This window comes from Streptomyces griseus subsp. griseus (genome assembly GCF_003610995.1).
Lineage (GTDB): Bacteria > Actinomycetota > Actinomycetes > Streptomycetales > Streptomycetaceae > Streptomyces.
The window spans coordinates 5,225,804-5,248,083 of record NZ_CP032543.1 but is presented as its reverse complement, the minus strand read 5'-3'; the positions used below and the strand labels follow the sequence as shown (position 1 = coordinate 5,248,083).

Here is a 22,280-nt window from a genome sequence, read left to right as displayed (position 1 = left end):
TCAGCCCTCGCCCAGGAGCTTGCCGTCCGAGGTCTCGAACTGCTGCTTGAAGGCGGCGATCGCGTCGGCGATCGACTGCAGCGTGTCGTCGGACATCTTGCCGCCCTCGGCGATGCTGGTCAGGAGGTCCTTGCGCTCACGGCGCAGGTACTCCAGCAGCTCGGCCTCGAAGCGACGGATGTCCTCGACCGGGACGTCGTCCATCTTGCCCGTGGTGCCGGCCCAGACGGAGACGACCTGCTCCTCCATCGGGAACGGGGTGTACTGGGGCTGCTTCAGCAGCTCGACCATGCGCTTACCGCGCTCCAGCGAGGCCTTCGAGGCCGCGTCCAGGTCGGAACCGAAGGCGGCGAACGCCTCCAGCTCGCGGTACTGGGCGAGGTCCACGCGGAGCCGGCCGGAGACCTGCTTCATGGCCTTGTGCTGGGCGGAGCCACCGACTCGGGAGACCGAGATACCGACGTTGAGCGCCGGACGCTGACCCGCGTTGAACAGGTCGGACTCCAGGAAGCACTGGCCGTCGGTGATGGAGATGACGTTGGTCGGGATGAACGCCGACACGTCGTTCGCCTTGGTCTCGACGATCGGGAGGCCCGTCATCGAACCGGCACCCATCTCGTCGGAGAGCTTGGCGCAGCGCTCCAGCAGACGCGAGTGCAGGTAGAAGACGTCACCCGGGTAGGCCTCACGGCCCGGCGGGCGGCGCAGCAGCAGGGAGACGGCGCGGTAGGCGTCGGCCTGCTTCGAGAGGTCGTCGAAGATGATCAGGACGTGCTTGCCCTGGTACATCCAGTGCTGGCCGATGGCCGAACCGGTGTACGGCGCCAGGTACTTGAAGCCGGCCGGGTCGGACGCCGGGGCGGCGACGATGGTCGTGTACTCCAGCGCGCCGGCCTCTTCGAGCGCACCACGCACGGAGGCGATGGTGGAGCCCTTCTGACCGATGGCGACGTAGATGCAGCGCACCTGCTTGTTCACGTCGCCGGAGCGCCAGTTGTCGCGCTGGTTGATGATCGTGTCGACGGCCAGAGCGGTCTTACCCGTCTGACGGTCGCCGATGATCAGCTGACGCTGGCCGCGGCCGATCGGCACCATGGCGTCGACGGCCTTGTAGCCGGTCTGCATCGGCTCGTGCACCGACTTGCGGACCATGACGCCAGGGGCCTGCAGCTCGAGGGCGCGGCGGCTGTCGGTCTCGATCTCGCCGAGACCGTCGATCGGCTGCCCGAGCGGGTCGACGACGCGGCCGAGGTAGCCCTCGCCGACGCCGACGGAGAGCACCTCACCGGTGCGCTGCACCGGCTGGCCCTCCTCGATACCGCTGAACTCGCCGAGGACGATCGCACCGATCTCGCGCTCCTCGAGGTTGAGGGCGAGACCGAGGGTGCCGTCCTCGAACTTCAGCAGCTCGTTCGCCATGGCGGAGGGCAGGCCCTCCACCTTCGCGATGCCGTCGCCGGCAACGCTGACCGTACCGACCTCCTCGCGCGAGGCCGCGTCCGGCTGGTACGACTGGACAAAGTTCTCCAGTGCGTCCCGGATCTCCTCCGGCCGGATCGTGAGCTCCGCCATCTGGGTTCCCTGCTCTCCTTGTTGGGCCCGAAGTTTCTTAAGGGGGTCTGGGGGCCGACCCCCAGGAATCTTCTGCAATTTCTGCACGGCCCAACCGGGCCGCTGGTCTTGCTTGTTCTTCTGCGCTGAGCTGTGTCAGCCGGCCATGCGGCGGGTCGCCTCTTCGAGGCGCTCCGCGACGGTGCCGTTGATGATCTCGTCACCGACGCGCACCGAGATCCCGCCGAGGACCGCGGGGTCCACGTCCAGGTTCAGGTGCATCTCGCGGCCGTACAGCTTCGCCAGGGCGGCGCCGAGACGCTGCTTCTGCCGGTCGCTGAGCGGCACCGCCGAGGTGACGACGGCGACCGCACGGTCACGGCGCTCCGCGGCGAGCTTGGACAGGGATTCGATCCCTGCTTCCAGGCTACGTCCCCGCGGCTGGGTCACGAGGCGGACGATGATCCGCTCGGTCACCGGCTGTGCCTTTCCGCCGAGCAGGCTGCGCAGCAGCTCGCCCTTGGCGGCGGTGGTGGCCGTACGGCTGGTGAGCGCGGAACGCAGCTCCGTGTCGGAGCCGACGATGCGGCCGAACCGGAACAGCTCGTCCTCGACGTCGTCGAGGCCGCCCGCGCGCTGGGCCGCGGTGAGGTCTGCGGTGTTCGCCAGCTCCTCGACCGAGTCCACCAGGTCACGCGACTGCGACCAGCGGGAGCGGACCAGCCCGGAGACCAGGTCGACGGCTTCGCCGCTGATCTGGCCGCTGAGCAGGCGCGCGGCCAGCTCGGCCTTGCTCTCGCCGCTCTGGGCCGGGTCCGTGAGGACCCGGCGCAGGGAAACCTCGCGGTGGAGCAGCGCGGTGACCGATGCCAGATCGTCGGCGAGGGCCGCCGCGTCGACCGACGTGTTGTCGGTCAGCGCGTCCAGCCGCTCACGTCCGGCGGCCAGTGCCTCGCGGCTCGCGCCGTTCATCGGGCAGCCTCGGCCTTCGCCTCGAGCTCGTCGAGGAAACGGTCGACGGTGCCGCTCTGCCGGGCGTGGTCCTGGAGGGACTCACCGACGAGCTTGCCGGCCAGGTCGGTGGCGAGCTTGCCCACGTCCTGACGCAGCGCCGAGGCAGCGGCCTTGCGGTCGGCCTCGATCTGGGCGTGGCCGGCGGCGATGATCTCTTCGCGCTGCCGCTGACCTTCCGCCTTCATCTCCTGGATGATGACGGCACCCTGCTCCTGCGCCTCCTGGCGCAGACGCGCGGCCTCGTGACGGGCCTCGGCGAGCTGAGCCTTGTACTGCTCAAGAACGCTCTGAGCCTCGGTCTGAGCCGCTTCGGCCTTCTCGATGCCACCTTCGATCGCCTCGCGACGCTCGTCCAGGGCCTTGTTGATGGCCGGGAGGAGCTTCTTGTAGAAGACGAAGAAGACGATGCTGAAGCAGATCAGCCCGATGACAATCTCGGGCAAGACCGGCAGCAGCGGTGACTGCGGCTCCTCAGCTGCCAAGTGCAACATGGTGGACCTTTCGTCGAAAACGTATCGTCAGGTCGCCTGGACTACTTCGGGTAGATGAAGGGCGCGACGAAGCCGATGAGGGCCAGAGCCTCGATGACGGCGAAGCCGAGCAGCATGTTCTGACGGATCAGGCCGGCCGCCTCGGGCTGGCGGGCGATCGCCTGCACACCGTTACCGAAGATGATGCCGATGCCGACGCCGGGGCCGATCGCCGCGAGGCCGTAACCGATGGTGCCGACGTTGCCCACAACGGCTGCGAGAGTCTCAGACATGGATCTGTGATTCCTTCTCTTGAGTGGCCGGTGGAGGTTGCGTCCACCGGACGTTCTAGGGGGTGTCCGGGTGGTGGCCCGGGTGTCCTCAGTGCGCTTCTTCGAGCGCCTGGGACAAGTACGTGGCGGTCAGCACGGTGAACACGTAGGCCTGGAGCGCCTGGATGAACATCTCGAAGACGGTCAGGGCCAGGGTCACGGCGAACGACGCGGTGGCGTAGACGGTGCCGAGCACGGTGCCGAGCATGTACCAGGTCGCGATCGTGAAGACCAGGATCAGGATGTGGCCGGCGAACATGTTGGCGAAGAGTCGGACCGCCAGCGTGAAGGGGCGCACGAAGATGTTCGAGACGAACTCGATCGGCGTCAGGATCACGTAGATCGGCTTGGGCAGGCCGCTCGGTACGCACAGGTTGCGGATGCCGCCGACGAAGCCGTTGCTCCGGAAGGTCACCGTCATGTAGACGGCCCAGACCAGCAGGGCCAGTCCGATCGGGTAGGCGATGAGCGAGCTCACCGGGAACTGTGCGATCGGGATGATCGCCCAGAGGTTCAGCATCCAGACGAAGAAGAACAGCGACACCAGCAGCGGGACGAAGGGCTCGCCCTTCTTACCGATGATCTCCTTGGCGATGCCCCGGTGGACGAAGTCGTACAGCGCTTCGGCGACCAGCTGCAGCTTGCCCGGAACGACCTTGGGCTTGGAGAAGCCGGCCCAGAACAGAGCCAGGATGGCGAAGGTCCCGATGATCGCGAGCAGCATCGGCTTGTTGAACTCGACCGGCCCGATGGTGAAGATCGGGTCGAAGATGAACGACCACGCGCTCGGGGCTGGGAATCCGCACGAGCCCTGGAACAGGTGGCAGTCAACCTCGAAGGCGAGCGTCTGGGCGTCAGCAGTCACCAGGAGCTCCTTCTGCATGGCGCATGGATACGGCTACCTCGTTGTATCGGAGCGGCTGGCAGCCGCAGGTCGGCACCGGACTGGTTCTTACGGTGAGGAGGCGGCGGCCGGGCCCGAAGCCTCGCGATGAATCAGGCGACAGCCGTGTTGTCCGCGCCCGCAGTACCGCAACCGAGACCGGACGATAGCAGCATGTCGAACAGGGCTTTATCCCGGCCCTACTGGTCATGCTTCCCCTCGGTCCCGCCCGTGGCTTTCCGGCTCTCCGCGTCGGGATCGACGTACAGCGTCTTGCTCCTGGCGTGCCGCACGGTCTGCGTGATGATCCATGTGATCACCGAGACGACCAGCGTGAGGGCGAAGACCTGGAGATCGAAGAGCGACGTGTTCCTGATGGCCATGATGAGGCCGAGCAGGAGCACGAGTTGGACCGAGTAGACGAGCAGCCCCATGCCCTGGAACAGGTCAGGCATCGACTTGGCGACCCACTGCAGCGCCAGCTGTCCGAGGGCCATGAAGAGGATGACCACCACGCAGCCGACGACAGCGCCGATCGCCCCCTTGCCACCGGCGGCGAGCCCGCCGACAAGCGTGGCGATGGCTCCCACCGCGGCGGTGGGGGTGGCGATGCGCAGTACCTCGCGCATGTCGGACTGCATGGCGGCAGCTCCACTGGTCTGAGAGGAGGAATGGGGCGTCGTCATGGACGAGCGTAGGCCCGGTCCGCGAGGCGGTTTACCAGGCCAAAAGACCGTCTCACTAGGGTCCTTCGGCTCCGTCACCGGGTCTCGTGAACGGTATCACAAACTATTTGATGAGGTCTTTACCTGGAAAGTGTGCCAACTGTCACACATGAGAGTTACTCCGCGCGTCTGTGCGCGACAGGGCAGCACAATGTCTGGTAATGCGTCGTGGAATCCGAATCGTCAGCGCGACGAGTCGATGGAACGTCGTTCAGGAAGACGCGAACGGGCGCCGATCGCGGTCGCTCCGTTGACGCCGGACACCCCGACCGCCACAGGGGCCCGTTCGGGGCTCTCCCCGCCCATCTGAGCGTCTGCCGGGCCCTGTTGGGCGCCGGAGGTCGCGAGGGCCGGCTTCTCCTCGTACGCGGACGCGGGAGAGGCGGGCCGCGTCGTGGCGCGGTGGCGGTAGCGCGGGGGGACGAAGCGGTTGGCCCAGTGCGGGGTCCGGGGGGTGAAGCGCGGCATCAGCAGCAGGACCAGGCCCACCGCGCTCGCCGCGATGATCACGAAGACGATCCACATCGAGGCCGAGTGGACCGAGTAGCCGACGGCGCCGAAGGCGATCAGGGCCGACCAGAAGTACATGATCAGCACGGCCCGGCTGTGCGAGTGGCCGACCTCCAGCAGGCGGTGGTGCAGGTGGCCCCGGTCGGCGGCGAACGGCGACTGGCCGTTCCAGGTGCGCCGGACAATGGCCAGGATCAGGTCGGCGGCCGGGATCGCGATGATCGTCAGCGGCAGCACCAGCGGGATGAAGACCGGGAGCATCGCGTGGGTGGCCCCGCGCTCACTGCCGAAGATCTGCATGTTGTCCGGGTCCACCTGGCCGGTGATCGAGATCGCGCCCGCCGCCAGCACCAGGCCGATCAGCATCGATCCCGAGTCGCCCATGAAGATCCGCGCCGGGTGCATGTTGTGCGGCAGGAAGCCCAGGCACATGCCCATCAGGATCGCCGCGAACAGCGTCGCGGGGGCGGCCGCCTCGATCCCGTACCCGTACCAGAGGCGGTAGGCGTACAGGAAGAACGCCGCCGAGGCGATGCACACCATGCCCGCCGCGAGCCCGTCCAGTCCGTCGACGAAGTTGACCGCGTTGATCGTGATGACGACCAGGGCCACCGTGAGCAGCGTGCCCTGCCACTGGGTGAGGGCGACCGTGCCGACGCCGGGGATCGGCAGCCACAGGATCGTGAGCCCCTGGATGACCATGACAGCGGCGGCGATCATCTGGCCGCCGAGCTTGATCAGGGCATCGATCTCGAACTTGTCGTCGAGGACGCCGATCAGCCAGATGAGGGCGGCGCCGGAGAGCAACGCCCGTGGCTCGTTGGAGAGTTCGAAGACGCCCTGGAGGTTGTACAGGTGGTCGGCGACGATCAGGCCCGCACACAGTCCGCCGAACATGGCGATCCCACCGAGCCGGGGTGTCGGCTCACGGTGGACGTCGCGCGCACGGATCGCGGGCATCGCCCCGACCGCGATGGCGAACTTACGCACCGGTCCGGTCAGCAGATAGGTCACCGCGGCCGTAACACAGAGCGTCAGCAGGTAATCACGCACGGGCTGCCCCACAGAATTCGCCGGCCATCCAAAACCCACACCCTAGTCTCAGGAACAAGGACTCCACGGTACGGGTGATGGTTGCACAGGGTTCGTCTGCCCCGGATACGCCGGAGCCCACCACTCCGGAAACGGTCCGGCCGGCTACCGCGGGTACGGCGGATTGCGCGCGGCCAGCTCCCGGACCTCCGCCGCGACCGGGCTCACATCGCCCGGCTCCCGTACGGCCGCCCCGAACAGCGCCGCGATCCGCGCCATGTCCCTCTCGCCCATGCCCTGCGTGGTGACGGCGGCGGTCCCCAGGCGGATGCCCCGGGCCTCCCCGTAGGGCAGCGCACACGTGTCCAGGACCATGCCGGCGGCCGACAGCCGTTCGCGGGCGGTGCGGCCGTCGACGCCCAGCGGGGCCGGGTCCGCGACGATGATGTGGGTGTCCGTGCCGCCGGTCGTCACCTCGAAGCCTTCGGCCTCCAGCCCCGCGGCCAGCACCCGGGCGTGCGCGACCACCTGGTGCGCGTAGAGCGTGTACGCCGGTGTCTCCGCCTCCCCGAACGCGACCGCCTTCGCCGCCACCGTGTGCATCTGCGCGCCGCCCTGCGTGAACGGGAACACCGCCCGGTCGATCCGCTCCGCCAGCTCCGCGCCGCACAGGATCATGCCGCCGCGCGGTCCGCGCAGCACCTTGTGCGTGGTGGCGCAGACGACATCGGCGTACGGCACCGGGCTCGGCGCCGCTCCCCCGGCGATCAGCCCCATCGGGTGGGCGGCGTCCGCGATCAGGTACGCGCCCACCTCGTCGGCGATCTCCCGGAACGCCTCGTAGTCGGGGTGGCGGGGGTAGGAGATGGAGCCGCAGACGATCGCCTTGGGGCGGCGGGCGCGGGCCAGGGCGCGGAGCCGGGTGTGGTCGATGAGCCCGCTCTCCGGGTCGACGCCGTACCCGACGAAGTCGAACCAGCGGCCGGAGAAGTTGCCGGGCGCCCCGTGGGTGAGGTGTCCCCCGTACGGGAGTCCCATCGCGAGCACCGTGTCGCCCGGGCGCAGCAGCGCGGCGTAGGCGGCGAGGACGGCGGAGGAGCCGGAGTGCGGCTGGACGTTGGCGTGTTCGGCGCCGAAGAGGGCGGTGGCGCGGCGGACGGCGATGCGTTCGGCGGCGTCCGCGTGTTCGCAGCCGCCGTGGTGGCGGGCGCCCGGGTACCCCTCGGCGTACTTGTCGGCGAGCGGGGAGCCGAGGGCGGCCAGGACCGCGGGCGAGGTGAAGTTCTCGGCGGCGATCAGCTGGAGGGTGGCGGCCTGCCGGTCCCGCTCCCCCAGCAGGACCCCGGCGATCTCCGGGTCCTGGCGGAACAGCGCGCCGAAGTCCTGGGGCAGGGCGTCGGGCGCGGGCGGCGCGGCTGCGGGTGCGGCGGGAGAGGTGACCGGCATGGGAGGGCTCCGGGCCTGAAGGTGGGTGCGCCGGCGAGGGGTGCCGGTGCCAACTCCAATGTAGGCCGGGCCGGGGTGGTGTGCCCGCTGTCGGAACGCCCCGTACGCCGGTCGGCGCACCGGCGCTCCGTACAGCGCGTGTACGTCCGTCAGTGCGGGTCCGTAACGTCCGTCAGTGCGGTGCGCGTACGCCGGTGAGCGCCGTGACCACCGGGTCCAGCGCCTGGTTGATCTCGTCGCCGATGGAGCGGAAGAAGGTGATGGGCGCCCCGTACGGGTCGTAGACCTCGTCCGCCTCGGCGGTCGGGGCCAGCAGCCAGCCGCGCAGTGCGGCGGCGGCGCGGACCAGGGCGCGGGCGCGCTCGACGACGCCCTCGTCGAGGGGGTCGGGCAGGGTGGCGGGGTCTATCGCCCGCACCAGCCGGGTGAACTCCTTGAGCGTGAAGGTCCGCAGGCCCGCGGAGTGGCCCATGGAGATGACCTGGGCGCGGTGGTCGCGGGTGGCGGTGAGGACCAGGTCGGCGCGGATGACGTGCTCGTCCAGCAGCTCGCGGCCGACGAAGCCGCTGGCGTCCGCGCCGAAGTCGGCGAGGACCACCTCGGCGTTGGCCTCCATGGGGGCGCCCTCGTGGCCCCAGGTGCCCGCGCTCTCCACGATCAGGCCGCCGCTGAGCGGGTCGCCGAGGCGGTGCGTCAGGGCATGGCGGGTCAGCCGCTCGGTGATGGGCGAGCGGCAGACGTTGCCGGTGCTGACGTGGAGGATGCGGAAGGTGTCGGTCCGCCCCGCTATGCCACGCCCCTCGGGGGCGGTCAATTGGCCACCTCGAGGTCGGGGACCACCTTGCGCAGCTCCTCGACGGAGAGCGCGCCGGCCCGCAGGAGGACCGGGACACTGCCGGTGACGTCGACGATCGAGGACGGCACGATGCCGGGCGTCGGGCCGCCGTCGAGGTAGACCGAGACGGAGTCGCCGAGCATGCCCTGGGCGGCGTCGCAGTCCTCGGGAGAGGGGTGTCCGGTGAGGTTGGCGCTGGAGACGGCCATCGGGCCGACCTCGGTCAGCAACTCGATGGCGACGGGGTGCAGCGGCATCCGGATGGCGACGGTGCCCCGGGTGTCGCCGAGGTCCCACTGGAGCGAGGGCTGGTGCCGGGCGACCAGGGTGAGGGCTCCGGGCCAGAACGCGTCGACCAGCTCCCAGGCCTGCTCGGAGAAGTCGGTGACCAGGCCGTGCAGGGTGTTCGGGGAGCCGATGAGGACGGGGGTGGGCATGTTACGGCCCCGGCCCTTGGCGTCCAGCAGGTCGGCGACGCCCTCGGCGCTGAAGGCGTCCGCACCGATCCCGTACACGGTGTCGGTGGGCAGCACGACCAGTTCGCCGCGGCGGACGGCGGACGCGGCCTCGCGCAGCCCGCTGGTCCGGTCGGTCGCGTCGTTGCAGTCGTATCGCCGTGCCATCAGCCGGCCTCCTCAAGCGTGTACGGGTACGGGGTGTGGCGTCGGGGGCCGGTCACGGCATGGCCTTGCGGGCGGTGGCGAACCGGGGCCGCTTGTTGAGGTCGGGGTGGTCGGCCGCGTCGGCCCAGCCCCGCTCCTCGGTGAAGATCCACGGCACCTGGCCGCCCTGGGTGTCGGCGTGCTCGATGACGACGAGGCCGCCGGGGCGGAGCAGACGGTGGGCGGTGCGTTCGATGCCGCGGATGGTGTCGAGGCCGTCCTCGCCGGAGAAGAGGGCCATCTCCGGGTCGTGGTCACGGGCCTCGGGGGCGACGTACTCCCACTCGGTGAGCGGGATGTACGGCGGGTTGGAGATCACCAGGTCGACCTGTCCGTCCAGCTCCGGGAGGGCGCTCAGGGCGTCTCCCTTGTGGACGGTGACCCTGGACCCCTCGGCGTTCTTCCGGGTCCACCGGAGGGCGTCCTCGGAGAGCTCGACGGCGTGGACGCGCGAGCGCGGGACCTCCTGCGCCATGGCGAGCGCGATGGCGCCCGAGCCGGTGCACAGGTCGACGACGACGGGCTCCACGACGTCCATCGCGCGGACGGCGTCTATGGCCCAACCGACGACCGACTCGGTCTCCGGGCGGGGCACGAAGACACCGGGTCCCACCTGGAGTTCCAGGTAGCGGAAGAAGGCGCGGCCGGTGATGTGCTGGAGCGGTTCGCGGGCCTCACGACGGGCGATGGTCTCCCAGTAGCGGGCGTCGAAGTCGGTGTCGGGCACGGAGTGCAGCTCGCCCCGCTTCACGCCGTGGACGAAGGCCGCGAGTTCCTCGGCGTCGAATCGCGGTGAGGGGACACCGGCGTCGGCCAGCCGCTGGGTGGCCTGGGCCACCTCGGCGAGCAGCAGGTTCATCGCGGTTCTCCGTACGGTTCACGGGTGTGCGGGGCGGGCGGTGCGCTTACGCGTTGGCGAGCTTGGCGGCGGAGTCGGCGTCGACGCACGCCTGGATGACGGCGTCGAGCTCTCCGTCGAGTACCTGGTCCAAGTTGTACGCCTTGAAGCCGACGCGGTGGTCCGAGATGCGGTTTTCCGGGAAGTTGTACGTGCGGATCTTCTCGGAGCGGTCGACCGTGCGGACCTGGCTGCGGCGCACGTCGGAGGCCTCCTGCTCGGCGGCCTCCTGGGCGGCGGCCAGCAGCCGGGAGCGCAGGATGCGCATGGCCTGCTCCTTGTTCTGGAGCTGGCTCTTCTCGTTCTGGCAGGAGGCGACGACGCCGGTCGGCAGGTGCGTGATGCGGACGGCGGAGTCGGTCGTGTTGACGGACTGGCCGCCGGGGCCGGAGGAGCGGTAGACGTCGATACGGAGGTCGTTGGCGTGGATCTCGACGTCGACCTCCTCGGCCTCGGGGGTGACGAGCACGCCCGCGGCGGAGGTGTGGATGCGGCCCTGGGACTCGGTGGAGGGCACGCGCTGCACCCGGTGCACCCCGCCCTCGTACTTCATCCGGGCCCAGACGCCCTGGCCGGGCTCGGTGGCCCCGTTGCCGCCCTTGGTCTTGACGGCGACCTGGACGTCCTTGTAGCCGCCGAGCTCGGACTCGGTGGAGTCGATGATCTCGGTCTTCCAGCCGATGCGCTCGGCGTACCGCAGATACATGCGCAGCAGGTCACCGGCGAACAGGGCGGACTCGTCACCGCCGGCGCCCGCCTTGATCTCCAGGAGCACGTCCTTGTCGTCGCTGGGGTCGCGGGGGACGAGGAGGAGGCGGAGCTTCTCGGTGAGCTCTTCGCGCTCCTTCTCCAGCTCCTTGACCTCGGCGGCGAAGTCGGGGTCGTCCGCGGCGAACTCGCGGGCGGTCTCGATGTCCTCGCCGGTCTGCTTCCAGGCCCGGTACGTGGAGACGATCGGGGTCAGCTCCGCGTAGCGCTTGTTCAGCTTCCGCGCGTTGGCCTGGTCGGCGTGGACCGCCGGGTCGGCGAGCTTCTTCTCGAGACCGGCGTGTTCACCGATCAGTTCCTCGACCGCCTCGAACATTCGGGGGCTCCTGGTTGGTCTGAAATCTGCGGGCCTGCTGGAGGGCGTACTGCCCGGTGGGGTGTACGGCGGGGGCTCCCCCGCACACCCGACCGGAAAAAACGCCGGTTCCGACGCCCCCGGGAAGAGGGCGCCAGGAACCGGCGCAGTGGCTCGCTACTTGCTGGCGGAGCCGGCAGCCTTGCCGAAGCGGGCCTCGAAGCGGGCCACGCGGCCGCCGGTGTCGAGGATCTTCTGCTTGCCCGTGTAGAACGGGTGGCACTCGGAGCAGACGTCGGCGCGGATGTTGCCGCCGTCGATGGTGCTCCGGGTGGTGAACGACGCACCGCAGGTGCAGCTGACCTGCGTCTCGACGTACTCGGGGTGGATGTCGCGCTTCAAGGTGTCTCCTAGTTTCGGGAGGGCTCCGGGTCGTCCGCGCGGATTGCGCGGCCGTGAACCGGGGCCGACGTACCAGTCTGCCAGGACCGGCCGTATCTCCCAAAACCGGGGGCGGACCGCAGGTATTCCCACGACCCCCTGAGTGGCTACTCGACCAGCTTTCCGGCGTCGCCCTTGTCCCCGGCCGATTTCTCGGTGGCGGAGGCGGGGATGGGCCGGTCCTGCTTCAGCGCGGCCCAGACCTGCCGGCCGGCCTTCTCCTGCGGGAGGACCCGGTTGGGGTCGGCCGGGTCGTACTCCACGGGCAGGGTCACCATGTGCACATGGTCGGCGCCGAGCCCCTTGAGGCCGTTCGCGAAGCCGGTGAGCTTCTTGACCGAGCCGAGGCCGGAGTCGGTGGTGAGCGCCTTGGTGGCGGCGTCCGCGAGGCCGAACAGCTTGGCGGGGCTGGAGAACACCCCGACGCTCTTCGCCTGCTTGATCAGCGCCTTGATGAACGCCTGCTGGAGCTGGATGCGGCCCAGGTCACTGCCGTCGCCGACGCTCTTGCGGGTACGGACGAGGCCGAGGGACTCCTCGCCGTCCAGGGTGTGGGTGCCCGGGTCCAGGTCGAGGTGGCTCTTGGAGTCGTTGATCGCGCTCTTCGTGGTGATCTCGACGCCGCCGAGCTCGTCGATGAGCTTCTCGAAGCCGGTGAAGTCGACCTCGATGTAGTGGTCCATGCGGATACCGGACATCGATTCGACGGTCTTGACCGCGCAGGCCGGTCCGCCGACCTCGTACGCCGTGTTGAACATGGCCCGGTGGGCGGCGGGGACCGTTTCGTCCGTCGTGTCGCTCGCGCAGGCGGGGCGTTCGATCAGGGTGTCGCGCGGTATGGAGACGACGCTGGCCGACTTGTGGCCCTTGTCGACGTGCACGACCATCGCCGTGTCGGAGCGGGCGGCGCCCTCGTCGGCGCCGTACTTGCCGTTGTCGCCGGAGCGCGAGTCGGAGCCGAGCACCAGGATGTCCTGCGAGCCGTCGTCCACGTCGTCGGGGCGGTCGGTGCCGAGCTTGGCGTCGATGTCGACGCTGGAGAGGTTGCCGTCGAGGGTGACGTAGGCGTATCCGAGCCCGGCACCGCCGACGACCACCACGCCCGCCACCGTCCAGGCCGTGATCAGCTTCGCCCGGCGGCTGCGGGAGGGCTTCTTCCGGCGGGTGCCGGTGCCGCGTATCCGCCCCGGGGTCTTCTTCTGCTCGCTCACGCGTCTCCCTCGTTACTGCGCTCCGCCTGCTCCTCGCCCCGGCCCTGACGCTTCCGGGAGGGTTTGTCATCTCTTGATCAGACGGCGAAGCAGCAAGAAGGGTTGCACAGGGCCCTGTCTGTGCCGGGTGAGCGGCGAAGGGCGCGAGGGGGTCGGCGGACAGGCCGCGCCTCCGCGTTCACCTGCGGTTTCCTGCCCCGTACACGCACCGGCGGAGGCGTCGTCCGGCGGGCCGGTGTGTGGCAAAGGTCTCGGGGGCGGTCCGGGGAACGCCGAGGGCCCCCGGCACCGTGGTGCTGGGGCCCTCGGCATCAACTGCCGTGGATAGGTCAGTCGTTGCCGTTTCCGCTGCCCGGCGTCGTCTTCTGGATCTGGAGCAGGAACTCCGCGTTGGACTGGGTCTTCTTCATCCGGTCCAGGAGGAGCTCGATCGCCTGCTGCTGGTCGAGCGCGTGCAGCACCCGGCGCAGCTTCCAGACGACCGCCAGCTCGTCGGTGCCGAGCAGGATCTCTTCCTTACGGGTGGAGGACGCGTCGACGTCCACCGCCGGGAAGATGCGCTTGTCCGAGAGCTTCCGGTCGAGCTTGAGCTCCATGTTGCCGGTGCCCTTGAACTCCTCGAAGATCACCTCGTCCATGCGCGAGCCGGTCTCGACGAGCGCGGTGGCCAGGATGGTCAGCGAGCCGCCGTCCTCGATGTTGCGCGCGGCGCCGAAGAAGCGCTTGGGCGGGTAGAGCGCGGTCGAGTCGACACCACCGGAGAGGATGCGGCCGGAGGCGGGCGCCGCGAGGTTGTACGCGCGGCCCAGACGGGTGATCGAGTCGAGCAGGACGACCACGTCGTGACCCAGCTCCACGAGACGCTTGGCGCGCTCGATGGCCAGCTCGGCGACGGTGGTGTGGTCCTCGGCGGGGCGGTCGAAGGTCGAGGAGATGACCTCGCCCTTCACCGACCGCTGCATGTCGGTGACCTCTTCCGGACGCTCGTCGACCAGGACGACCATCAGGTGGCACTCGGGGCTGTTGACCGTGATGGCGTTGGCGATGGCCTGGAGGATCATCGTCTTGCCGGTCTTCGGCGGGGCCACGATGAGCCCGCGCTGGCCCTTGCCGATCGGGGCCACCAGGTCGATGATCCGCGTCGTCAGGATGTTGGAGTCGGTCTCCAGGCGGAGCCGGTCCTGCGGGTAGAGCGGGGTCAGCTTCTGGAACTCGGGGCGGCCCCGGCCGGACTCGGGAGCCATGCCGTTGACCGAGTCGAGGCGGACCAGCGCGTTGAACTTCTCGCGCCGCTCACCGTCCTTGGGCTGGCGCACCGCACCGGTGACGTGGTCGCCCTTGCGCAGGCCGTTCTTGCGGACCTGGGCGAGCGAGACGTACACGTCGTTCGGGCCCGGCAGGTAGCCGGAGGTCCGGATGAACGCGTAGTTGTCGAGGATGTCCAGGATGCCCGCCACGGGGATCAGGACGTCGTCGTCGGCCACCTGCACATCGCTGGCGAAGTCGTCGCGGCCACGGCGGCCACGGCGGTCGCGGTAGCGGCCACGGCGGCCGCGGCGGCCGCCCGCCTCGTCGTCGAAGTCGTCCTGCGGACCGTTGTCACGGTTCTGCTGGCCCTGGCTCTGCCCCTGGCCCTGGCGCTGCGGGCGCTGCTGCCCGCCGCCGCCCTGCTGGCCCTGGTCGTCGCCCTTGCCCCGGCGGTCGCGCTGGCGCTCCCGGCGCTCGCCCCGGTCACCGCGCTCGCGGTCACCACGGCCCTGGCGGTCGCCACGGCGGCCCTCGGCGGTGTCGGCGGCTGCCTCGGCCTTGGCGTCGCCCTTGGGCTCGCCCCGGTCCTCGGTCTTCTGCTCGGCCTGCGGCTCCGCCTTGGCCTCGGTCTTCGCCTCGGCCTTGGTGTCGGGGCTGCCCGCCTGCGCGGTGGCCCGGCGGCGACGGCGCTCGCCCGTGGGCTGGTCGTCGCTGGCCGGCTGGCCGGGGATGTCGATCTGCTGCTGGGCCGCCTTCTCGGCGGCGGCCTCGTCCCCGGTGCGCGCCTTGGAGGTGGCACGCCGCTTGGGCTTGCTCTCCGCCGCCTCGGCGGCCGGGGCGTCGCCCCCGGTGCCGGCCTTGGAGGAGGCCTTGGGGGCAGCGGATCCGCCGCCCGCCTGCGCCTCCTTGATGACCTCGATCAGCTGGCTCTTGCGCATCCGCGCAGTACCCCTGATGCCGAGGCCGGACGCGACCTGCTGCAGCTCGGCCAGGACCATGCCCTCGAGGCCGGTGCCGGAGCGGCGGCGCCGTGCGGTGGTGCCAGTGGCAGCACCTTCGGCGGGCGCGGCGCTGTCGACGTTCTTGTCGGCAGTCACGCCCATCAGATCGGTGGTGTCGCTCACGAAGGGTCCTTCCCTGGAGCGGACGTCGGCCTTCTGGCTCGGCGACCGGTTGTGCTGTCCGACTGCGGTCTCTTGATCTTGCTGGATCGCGGACCTTGCCGGGGCGGTGGTCCGCCGGGTACGGCGGAGAGATGAACGTGCGGGGTCCGGCGCGAGATCCCCCTGCTCGGCCCACTCCTGGACGAGCGAGGGGTGTCGTGCCGGTTCCGGAGCGTGCTCGAAACTGCTCAGGCAGGCTGCTCAGGCAGTTGGGGAGGCTCCCGGAAGAATGGCGGTCCCGGAGGGGGACACGAAGCAACGCGCCTCAAAGACGTCGGTTGCAGACTTGAGGTTAACACTACCGGCTCCAACAAACATTCCCCCTCTCGGCCACCGGTAATCACATGCGGTTACGCGGCCAGCGGCAGCACGGTGGCGCCCGCGGCGTCGAGTGCCAGCCGGTTCGCGGCCCAGCCCTCGCCCGCCAGTCGGGCGACCTTGTCGGCGGAACCCTCCTCCGCCAGCGCGAGCACCGTGGGGCCCGCGCCGGAGATCACCGCGGGCACGCCGTCGGCGCGCAGCCGGTGCACCAACTCGACGCTCTCGGGCATCGCGGGGCCCCGGTACTCCTGGTGGATGCGGTCCTCGGTGGCGGCGAGCAGCAGCTCGGGGCGCCTGGTCAGCGCCTCGACGAGCAGGGCGGCGCGACCGGCGTTGAGGGCCGCGTCGACGTGCGGGACGGAGCGCGGGAGCAGCCCGCGCGCCGTCTCGGTGAGCACGGGCCGGCCGGGCACGAAGACCACCGGAACGACGGACTCCGCGGGGTCCATCCGGATCGCCCGGGCCGCTCCGCCGTCCATCCACGCGAGGGTGAACCCGCCGAGCAGACAGGCCGCGACGTTGTCGGGGTGGCCCTCGATCTCGGTGGCCAGCTCCAGCAGGGCCTCGTCGTCGAGCCGGGCGTCGCCGCCGGTCGTCACGGCGCGGGCGGCGACGATTCCGGCGCAGATGGCGGCGGAGGAGGAGCCGAGGCCGCGGCCGTGCGGGATGCGGTTGGCGCAGACGATCTCCAGGCCGCGGGGCTGTCCGCCGAGCAGGTCGAAGGCGGTGCGCAGGGAGCGTACGAGCAGGTGGCTCTCGTCGCGGGGCAGCGTCTCACTGCCCTCACCTGCGATGTCGATGTGCAGCCCGGAGTCGGCGACCCGGACGACGACGTCGTCGTACAGCCCCAGCGAGAGGCCGAGGGCGTCGAAACCCGGGCCCAGATTGGCGCTGGTTGCGGGGACGCGCACCCTGACGGCGGCGGCTCGGAACGCGGGACCGGCCATCGGTTGGACGACTCCTTGTAAGGCGGCGGGGATTGCGGTGCGGTGGCTCTGCGGCGGTGGGGCCTGCGGGGATATGGGATGGGTGTACGGGGGTGGGGCCGGTGGCCCGGCCCGTACGCGCCGTCAGGACGGCGATCGCGCCGCGGCAGACCCGTCGGGCGGATGTCGGGCGGATGGGGTACAGCTTATCGAAGGAAGGTTCCGTCGCGACATAGGGCGCACAGGAGGCGCACGATGCGTGTCGCCCGCCTCCTATGCGCTCTCCGCCCCGAAAAGAGGGCGGTTGAGCTGGGTTGTCTCGTCTTGACCGGGTGGCCCGGCGTTGACCGGAGAAGCCGTTTGACGGTCAGACGAGGCCGAGCTTCTGCGCTGCCGCGGCCGCGTCGACCGGGACCGTGACCGGCTGCGGGGCGCCCGCGACGGCCCAGTCGGGGTCCTTGAGGCCGTTGCCGGTGACCGTGCAGACGATGCGCTGGCCGGGGTCGACCTTGCCCTCCTCGGCGGCCTTCAGCAGACCGGCGACCGAGGCGGCCGACGCGGGCTCCACGAAGACGCCCTCCTGGGAGGCCAACAGCCGGTAGGCGGACAGGATCTGCCGGTCCGTCACCTCGTCGATGAAACCGCCCGATTCATCCCGCGCGGCCAGGGCGAAGTCCCAGGAGGCCGGGTTGCCGATCCGGATGGCGGTGGCGATGGTGGACGGGTCCTTGACGACCTCGCCGCGCACGATGGGCGCGGAACCGGAGGCCTGGAAGCCCCACATGCGCGGGGTGTGCGTGGAGACGCCGTCACCGGCGTACTCGGTGTACCCCTTCCAGTACGCGGTGATGTTGCCCGCGTTGCCGACCGGCAGGACATGGATGTCGGGGGCGTCGCCGAGCGCGTCGACGATCTCGAACGCGGCGGTCTTCTGGCCCTCGATACGGACCGGGTTGACCGAATTGACCAGCGCCACCGGGTAGTTGTCCGAGAGCGAGCGGGCCAGGGTGAGGCAGTCGTCGAAGTTGCCGTCGACCTGGAGGATCTTGGCGCCGTGCACGAGCGCCTGGCCCATCTTGCCGAGCGCGATCTTGCCCTGCGGTACGAGGACGGCGCAGACCATGCCCGCGCGCACCGCGTACGCGGCGGCGGAGGCCGAGGTGTTGCCGGTGGAGGCGCAGATGACGGCCTTGGCGCCCTCCTCCTTGGCCCGGGTGATGGCCATGGTCATGCCGCGGTCCTTGAACGAACCGGTGGGGTTGGCGCCCTCGACCTTGAGGTGCACCTCGCAGCCCGTGCGCTCGGAGAGGACCTGCGCCGGAACGAGCGGCGTACCGCCCTCACGAAGGGTGACGACCGGCGTCGTGGCCGTGACCGGAAGCCGGTCCCGGTACTCCTCGATGATGCCGCGCCACTGGTGGGTGCCCTTGCTGGTCATGGGTCCTTTACTCCCCTTCAACACGCATGATGCTGGCGACACCGCGCACGGTGTCGAGCTTGCGCAGCGCTTCGACGGTCCCGGAGAGGGCGGCGTCGGGCGCGCGGTGGGTGACGACGACGAGGGAGGCCTCGCCGCCTCCGTCCGGGCGTCCTTGCTGGCGGACGGTATCGATGGACACGCCCTGCTCGGCGAAGACCGTTGCCACCTGGGCGAGTACACCCGGCTTGTCGGCCACGTCGAGGCTGATGTGGTAGCGCGTGACGACCTCGCCCATGGGGCTGACCGGCAGGCGCGTGTAGGCGGACTCACCGGGTCCGGTGGCCTCGCCCAGTTTGTTGCGGCAGACCGCGACGAGGTCGCCGAGGACGGCCGAGGCGGTCGGGGAGCCGCCGGCGCCGGGACCGTAGAACATCAGCTGCCCGGCGGCCTCGGCCTCGACGAAGACCGCGTTGTACGCCTCGCGGACGGAGGCCAGCGGGTGGCTGAGCGGGATCATCGCGGGGTGGACGCGCGCGGTGACGGACCGGCCGTCGGCGGCGCGCTCGCAGATGGCGAGGAGCTTGACCGTGCAGCCCATCCGGCGGGCGGAGGCGATGTCGGCGGCGGTGACCTCGGTGATGCCCTCGCGGTGGACGTCGCCGATCTTCACCCGGGTGTGGAAGGCGATACCGGCGAGGATCGCGGCCTTGGCGGCGGCGTCGAAGCCCTCGACGTCGGCGGTCGGGTCGGCCTCGGCGTACCCGAGGGCGGTGGCCTCGTCGAGTGCCTCGGAGTAGCCGGCGCCGCTGGTGTCCATCTTGTCGAGGATGAAGTTGGTCGTGCCGTTGACGATGCCGAGCACCCGGTTGACCTTGTCACCGGCGAGCGACTCGCGCAGCGGCCGTACCAGCGGGATGGCCCCCGCGACGGCGGCCTCGTAGTACAGGTCGCTGCCGTACTTCTCGGCGGCGGCGTGCAGGGCCGCGCCGTCCTCGGCGAGCAGCGCCTTGTTGGCGGAGACGACGCTCGCGCCGTTCTCGAAGGCGGTGGTGATGAGCGTACGGGCGGGCTCGATGCCCCCGATGACCTCGACGACCACGTCGATGTCGCCGCGCTGCACGAGCGCGGTCGCGTCGGTGGTGATCAGTGCGGGGTCGATGCCCTCACGCACCTTCGAGGGCCGGCGGACGGCGACGCCGACGAGCTCCACGGGAGCGCCGATGCGCGCCGCGAGGTCGTCGGCGTGCGTCGTCATGATGCGCGCCACCTCTGAGCCGACCACACCACAGCCCAGCAGCGCCACCTTCAGCGGACGCGTACGCATCATCCGACCTCGTTTCTCATCCATGCTCATGTGTGGACCAGTCTCACTCACCGGACGGGCGTTTCTGACCCCCGTCCGGATCCTGAGATGACTATTTCATCAGCCGACATCGAGACGCAGGAGATCTTCCTCCGTCTCGCGCCGGACGATGACGCGGGCCTCGCCGTCCCGGACGGCGACGACCGGGGGGCGCAGGGCGTGGTTGTAGTTGCTCGCCATGGAGCGGCAGTACGCACCGGTGGCGGGGACGGCGATCAGGTCGCCGGGGGCCAGGTCGGCGGGGAGGAACGCGTCCTTGACCACGATGTCCCCGCTCTCGCAGTGCTTGCCGACGACCCGGACGAGCATCGGCTCGGCATCCGACGTGCGCGAGACGAGCGCCACGCTGTACTCGGCGTCGTACAGCGCGGTGCGAATATTGTCCGACATTCCGCCGTCGACGCTGACATACGTCCGCAGCCCTTCGAGGGGCTTGATGGTGCCGACCTCGTACAGCGTGAACGCGGTGGGTCCGACGATGGCGCGCCCCGGCTCCACGGAGATGCGAGGCGTACGCAGCTTCGCGGCCTCGCACTCGCGCGTGACGATGTCGCTGAGCGCCTTGGCGATCTCGTGCGGCTCACGGGGGTCGTCCTCGGAGGTGTACGCGATGCCGAGGCCGCCGCCGAGGTCGATCTCGGGCAGCTCCACGCCGTGCTCGTCACGGACCTCGGCGAGCAGCTGCACCACGCGCCGGGCGGAGACCTCGAAGCCGGCCATGTCGAAGATCTGCGAGCCGATGTGCGAGTGGATGCCGATGAGTTCGAGGCTGTCGAGGCCGAGGGCGCGGCGTACCGCCTCGGCGGCCTGCCCGTCGGCGAGCGCGATGCCGAACTTCTGGTCCTCGTGCGCGGTGGCGATGAACTCGTGGGTGTGCGCCTCGACGCCGACGGTGACCCGGATCTGGACGCGCTGGCGCACGCCGTGGCCGCGGGCGATGTGGGCGACGCGGACGATCTCCTGGAAGGAGTCGAGGACGATCCGCCCGACGCCGGCCTGGACGGCCTTCTCGATCTCGGCGACGGTCTTGTTGTTGCCGTGGAAGGCGATGCGCTCGGCGGGCATCCCGGCGTCGAGGGCGGTGGTCAGTTCACCACCGGAGCACACGTCGAGATTCAGCCCCTCCTCCTTGAGCCAGCGCACGACGGCACGGGAGAGGAAGGCCTTCCCGGCGTAGAAGACGTCGGCGTCCGGCCCGAAGGCGTCGGCCCAGGCCCGGCAGCGGGCGCGGAAGTCGCTCTCGTCGAGGAAGTAGGCGGGGGTCCCGAACTCCTCGGCGAGCCGGGCGACGGCGATCCCGCCGACGGTGAGGGCGCCGTCCGCGTCGCGGGTGACGGTACGGGCCCAGACCTTCTCGTCGAGGACGTTGAGGTCGGCGGCAGGGGCGGAGTAGTGCCCCTCGGTCAGGACGTCGGCGTGACGGGGACCGGCGGGGTGTGCGGAGCGGCTCATGGTGAGGTCTCTCGGATTCGTCAGATTCGTCAGAGGTGTGCGGGCGCACTGATGCCGAGCAGGGACAGGCCGCCTGCCAGCACCGTTCCGGCGGCTTCGGCGAGGGCCAGCCGGGAGCGGTGGGCGGCCGAGGGTTTCTCGTCGCCCGAGGGCAGCGGCGGACAACCGTCGTGGAAGTCGAAGAACGCGTGGGCGACGGCTTCCAGCTGCCGGGCGACCCGGTCGGGCGCACGGTGACGGGCCGCGGCGAGGAGGACGCGGGGGTGATCGGCGAGGAGGTGGAGGAGGGGGCGGGCGGGGCCGGTGTACGGGGAGGGTCCGGCCTGCTCGTGAGCGGCGTACGGCGCGGCGTCTTCGCGGGCGGCGGGCTCCTCGTGAGCCGCGGGCTCGGAGGTGAACCCGAGGTCAGCGGCGTTCCGGGTGAGCGCGCGGGCCCTGGCATGGGCGTACCGGACCCGGAAGAGCGGGTTGGCCTCACCCTGGACGAGCAGATCGTCGCCGAGCGGAGCGCGGTCGTGCGCGGCGGGCCGCAGCAGCCCCCAGCGGGCGGCATCCGCACCGAGCCGCTCCAGCAGCTCGGCGGCGGTGGCGCCGGCGGGAACGGGGCGGACGGTCCCGCCGAGCGGGTCCGGCGCGGCAGCCCTGTACGCGTCAGGGGCGGCACCGTACGCATCAGCGGCAGCCCTGTACGCGTCAGCGGCGGCGCCGTGCGCATCAGGGGCGGCGCCGTACGCATCGGGTGCAGCCCAGTCCGCGTCAGGGGCCACGCCGAGACGCCGCCACGCGTCCGTGTCCGCCTCCCCCGCCTCCTCGCAGCCGACCTGGACGCGGGCCCCTTGGGCGGCGAGGAGCCGGCGTACGGCATCGGCGGTGACGGCCGCACGCACCTCGGGGGCGTGGGCGAGCAGGATCTCCTCGCCCCGGAGCGCGTCGCCGTGTCCGTACGCGACCCCCTGTTCCCGTACGGCGTCGAGAACGGCCCGGTCGCTGTCGGCCGGGGTGTCCACGGTGAAGCTCAGGAACCCGGGCCCGGTGATCTCGACCCGTCCGATGCCGGGCTCGGCGGCGACCCGTTCGCGCAGGATCCGCGCGACCTCCAGGGCCGGCAGCCCGGCCGGTCCGGCGAGCTGGAGCGCGACGGCGCAGGCGTAGTCGCCGCTGCCGCCGGGCCGGGTCCTCTCCACCCGCACGCGCGCGGGCACGGGCGCGTGCAACGCGCTCTCGTCGACCGCGCGGCGCACGGCGTGCAGCACGGTCCTGGAGAGATCGGCGGGGGTCACGGGACAAGCGTAGGGGAGGAGGAGGGGCACTCCG

General features: G+C 70.6%; 20 protein-coding genes. All 20 read right to left on the bottom strand.

Annotation, left to right across the window (positions count from 1 at the left end):
• The gene (gene atpA / locus D6270_RS23840) at positions 1-1,572 is read right to left on the bottom strand and encodes a F0F1 ATP synthase subunit alpha (protein WP_109163583.1); all 1,572 of its coding nucleotides are present in this window, start codon (positions 1,570-1,572) and stop codon (positions 1-3) included.
• Between the two features lie 135 nt (positions 1,573-1,707).
• Complete coding sequence (locus tag D6270_RS23835) at positions 1,708-2,523, bottom strand: F0F1 ATP synthase subunit delta (RefSeq protein ID WP_109163584.1); 816 nt, start codon at positions 2,521-2,523, stop codon at positions 1,708-1,710.
• A complete protein-coding gene (locus tag D6270_RS23830; protein ID WP_030079317.1) occupies positions 2,520-3,056 on the bottom strand; it encodes a F0F1 ATP synthase subunit B in 537 nt (178 codons plus the stop codon). The genes D6270_RS23835 and D6270_RS23830 overlap by 4 nt, the downstream gene beginning before the upstream one ends.
• Positions 3,057-3,097: 41 nt before the next feature.
• Complete coding sequence (gene atpE / locus D6270_RS23825) at positions 3,098-3,328, bottom strand: ATP synthase F0 subunit C (RefSeq protein WP_006127588.1); 231 nt, start codon at positions 3,326-3,328, stop codon at positions 3,098-3,100.
• Between the two features lie 88 nt (positions 3,329-3,416).
• A complete protein-coding gene (atpB, locus tag D6270_RS23820; RefSeq protein ID WP_109163585.1) occupies positions 3,417-4,250 on the bottom strand; it encodes a F0F1 ATP synthase subunit A in 834 nt (277 codons plus the stop codon).
• A gap of 200 nt (positions 4,251-4,450) precedes the next feature.
• Positions 4,451-4,891 (bottom strand): Cg1360 family ATP-synthase-associated protein, encoded by a 441-nt coding sequence (locus D6270_RS23815; RefSeq protein ID WP_109163586.1) that lies wholly within the window; start codon positions 4,889-4,891, stop codon positions 4,451-4,453.
• Between the two features lie 267 nt (positions 4,892-5,158).
• On the bottom strand, positions 5,159-6,550 hold the full coding sequence (locus tag D6270_RS23810; RefSeq protein ID WP_204117062.1) for an MraY family glycosyltransferase: 1,392 nt from the start codon (positions 6,548-6,550) through the stop codon (positions 5,159-5,161).
• Positions 6,551-6,682: 132 nt separating this feature from the next.
• A complete protein-coding gene (gene glyA / locus D6270_RS23805; protein ID WP_109163588.1) occupies positions 6,683-7,963 on the bottom strand; it encodes a serine hydroxymethyltransferase in 1,281 nt (426 codons plus the stop codon).
• A 172-nt stretch (positions 7,964-8,135) separates the two neighbouring features.
• Positions 8,136-8,777: an arsenate reductase/protein-tyrosine-phosphatase family protein gene (locus tag D6270_RS23800; RefSeq protein WP_018509915.1), complete on the bottom strand. Its 642-nt coding sequence runs from the start codon at positions 8,775-8,777 to the stop codon at positions 8,136-8,138.
• Entirely contained in the window at positions 8,774-9,421 is a 648-nt protein-coding gene (locus tag D6270_RS23795; RefSeq protein ID WP_109163589.1) for an L-threonylcarbamoyladenylate synthase, read from the bottom strand. Before D6270_RS23795 ends, D6270_RS23800 begins: the two co-directional genes overlap by 4 nt.
• 52 nt (positions 9,422-9,473) lie before the next feature.
• Positions 9,474-10,319 (bottom strand): peptide chain release factor N(5)-glutamine methyltransferase, encoded by an 846-nt coding sequence (gene prmC, locus D6270_RS23790; protein WP_018509917.1) that lies wholly within the window; start codon positions 10,317-10,319, stop codon positions 9,474-9,476.
• A gap of 46 nt (positions 10,320-10,365) precedes the next feature.
• Positions 10,366-11,442: a peptide chain release factor 1 gene (gene prfA / locus D6270_RS23785; protein WP_109163590.1), complete on the bottom strand. Its 1,077-nt coding sequence runs from the start codon at positions 11,440-11,442 to the stop codon at positions 10,366-10,368.
• A 156-nt stretch (positions 11,443-11,598) separates the two neighbouring features.
• Positions 11,599-11,823 carry a 50S ribosomal protein L31 gene (gene rpmE / locus D6270_RS23780; RefSeq protein WP_093693080.1) on the bottom strand — a complete coding sequence of 75 codons (225 nt, stop codon included), beginning with the start codon at positions 11,821-11,823 and terminating at the stop codon, positions 11,599-11,601.
• A 146-nt stretch (positions 11,824-11,969) separates the two neighbouring features.
• The gene (locus D6270_RS23775) at positions 11,970-13,073 is read right to left on the bottom strand and encodes an LCP family protein (protein WP_109163591.1); all 1,104 of its coding nucleotides are present in this window, start codon (positions 13,071-13,073) and stop codon (positions 11,970-11,972) included.
• Between the two features lie 329 nt (positions 13,074-13,402).
• Positions 13,403-15,445 carry a transcription termination factor Rho gene (gene rho / locus D6270_RS23770; RefSeq protein WP_109163592.1) on the bottom strand — a complete coding sequence of 681 codons (2,043 nt, stop codon included), beginning with the start codon at positions 15,443-15,445 and terminating at the stop codon, positions 13,403-13,405.
• 389 nt (positions 15,446-15,834) lie between these two features.
• On the bottom strand, positions 15,835-16,752 hold the full coding sequence (gene thrB / locus D6270_RS23765) for a homoserine kinase (RefSeq protein WP_093693077.1): 918 nt from the start codon (positions 16,750-16,752) through the stop codon (positions 15,835-15,837).
• Between the two features lie 346 nt (positions 16,753-17,098).
• Positions 17,099-18,169, bottom strand: coding sequence for a threonine synthase (gene thrC, locus D6270_RS23760; protein WP_109163593.1), 1,071 nt, complete (start codon positions 18,167-18,169; stop codon positions 17,099-17,101).
• A 7-nt stretch (positions 18,170-18,176) separates the two neighbouring features.
• The gene (locus D6270_RS23755) at positions 18,177-19,478 is read right to left on the bottom strand and encodes a homoserine dehydrogenase (RefSeq protein WP_204117063.1); all 1,302 of its coding nucleotides are present in this window, start codon (positions 19,476-19,478) and stop codon (positions 18,177-18,179) included.
• A 96-nt stretch (positions 19,479-19,574) separates the two neighbouring features.
• Entirely contained in the window at positions 19,575-20,966 is a 1,392-nt protein-coding gene (gene lysA / locus D6270_RS23750) for a diaminopimelate decarboxylase (RefSeq protein ID WP_109163594.1), read from the bottom strand.
• Positions 20,967-20,995: 29 nt separating this feature from the next.
• Positions 20,996-22,246, bottom strand: a complete 1,251-nt coding sequence (gene nrtL / locus D6270_RS23745; protein ID WP_109163595.1) for an ArgS-related anticodon-binding protein NrtL — start codon at positions 22,244-22,246, stop codon at positions 20,996-20,998.
• Positions 22,247-22,280: the final 34 nt, after the last annotated feature.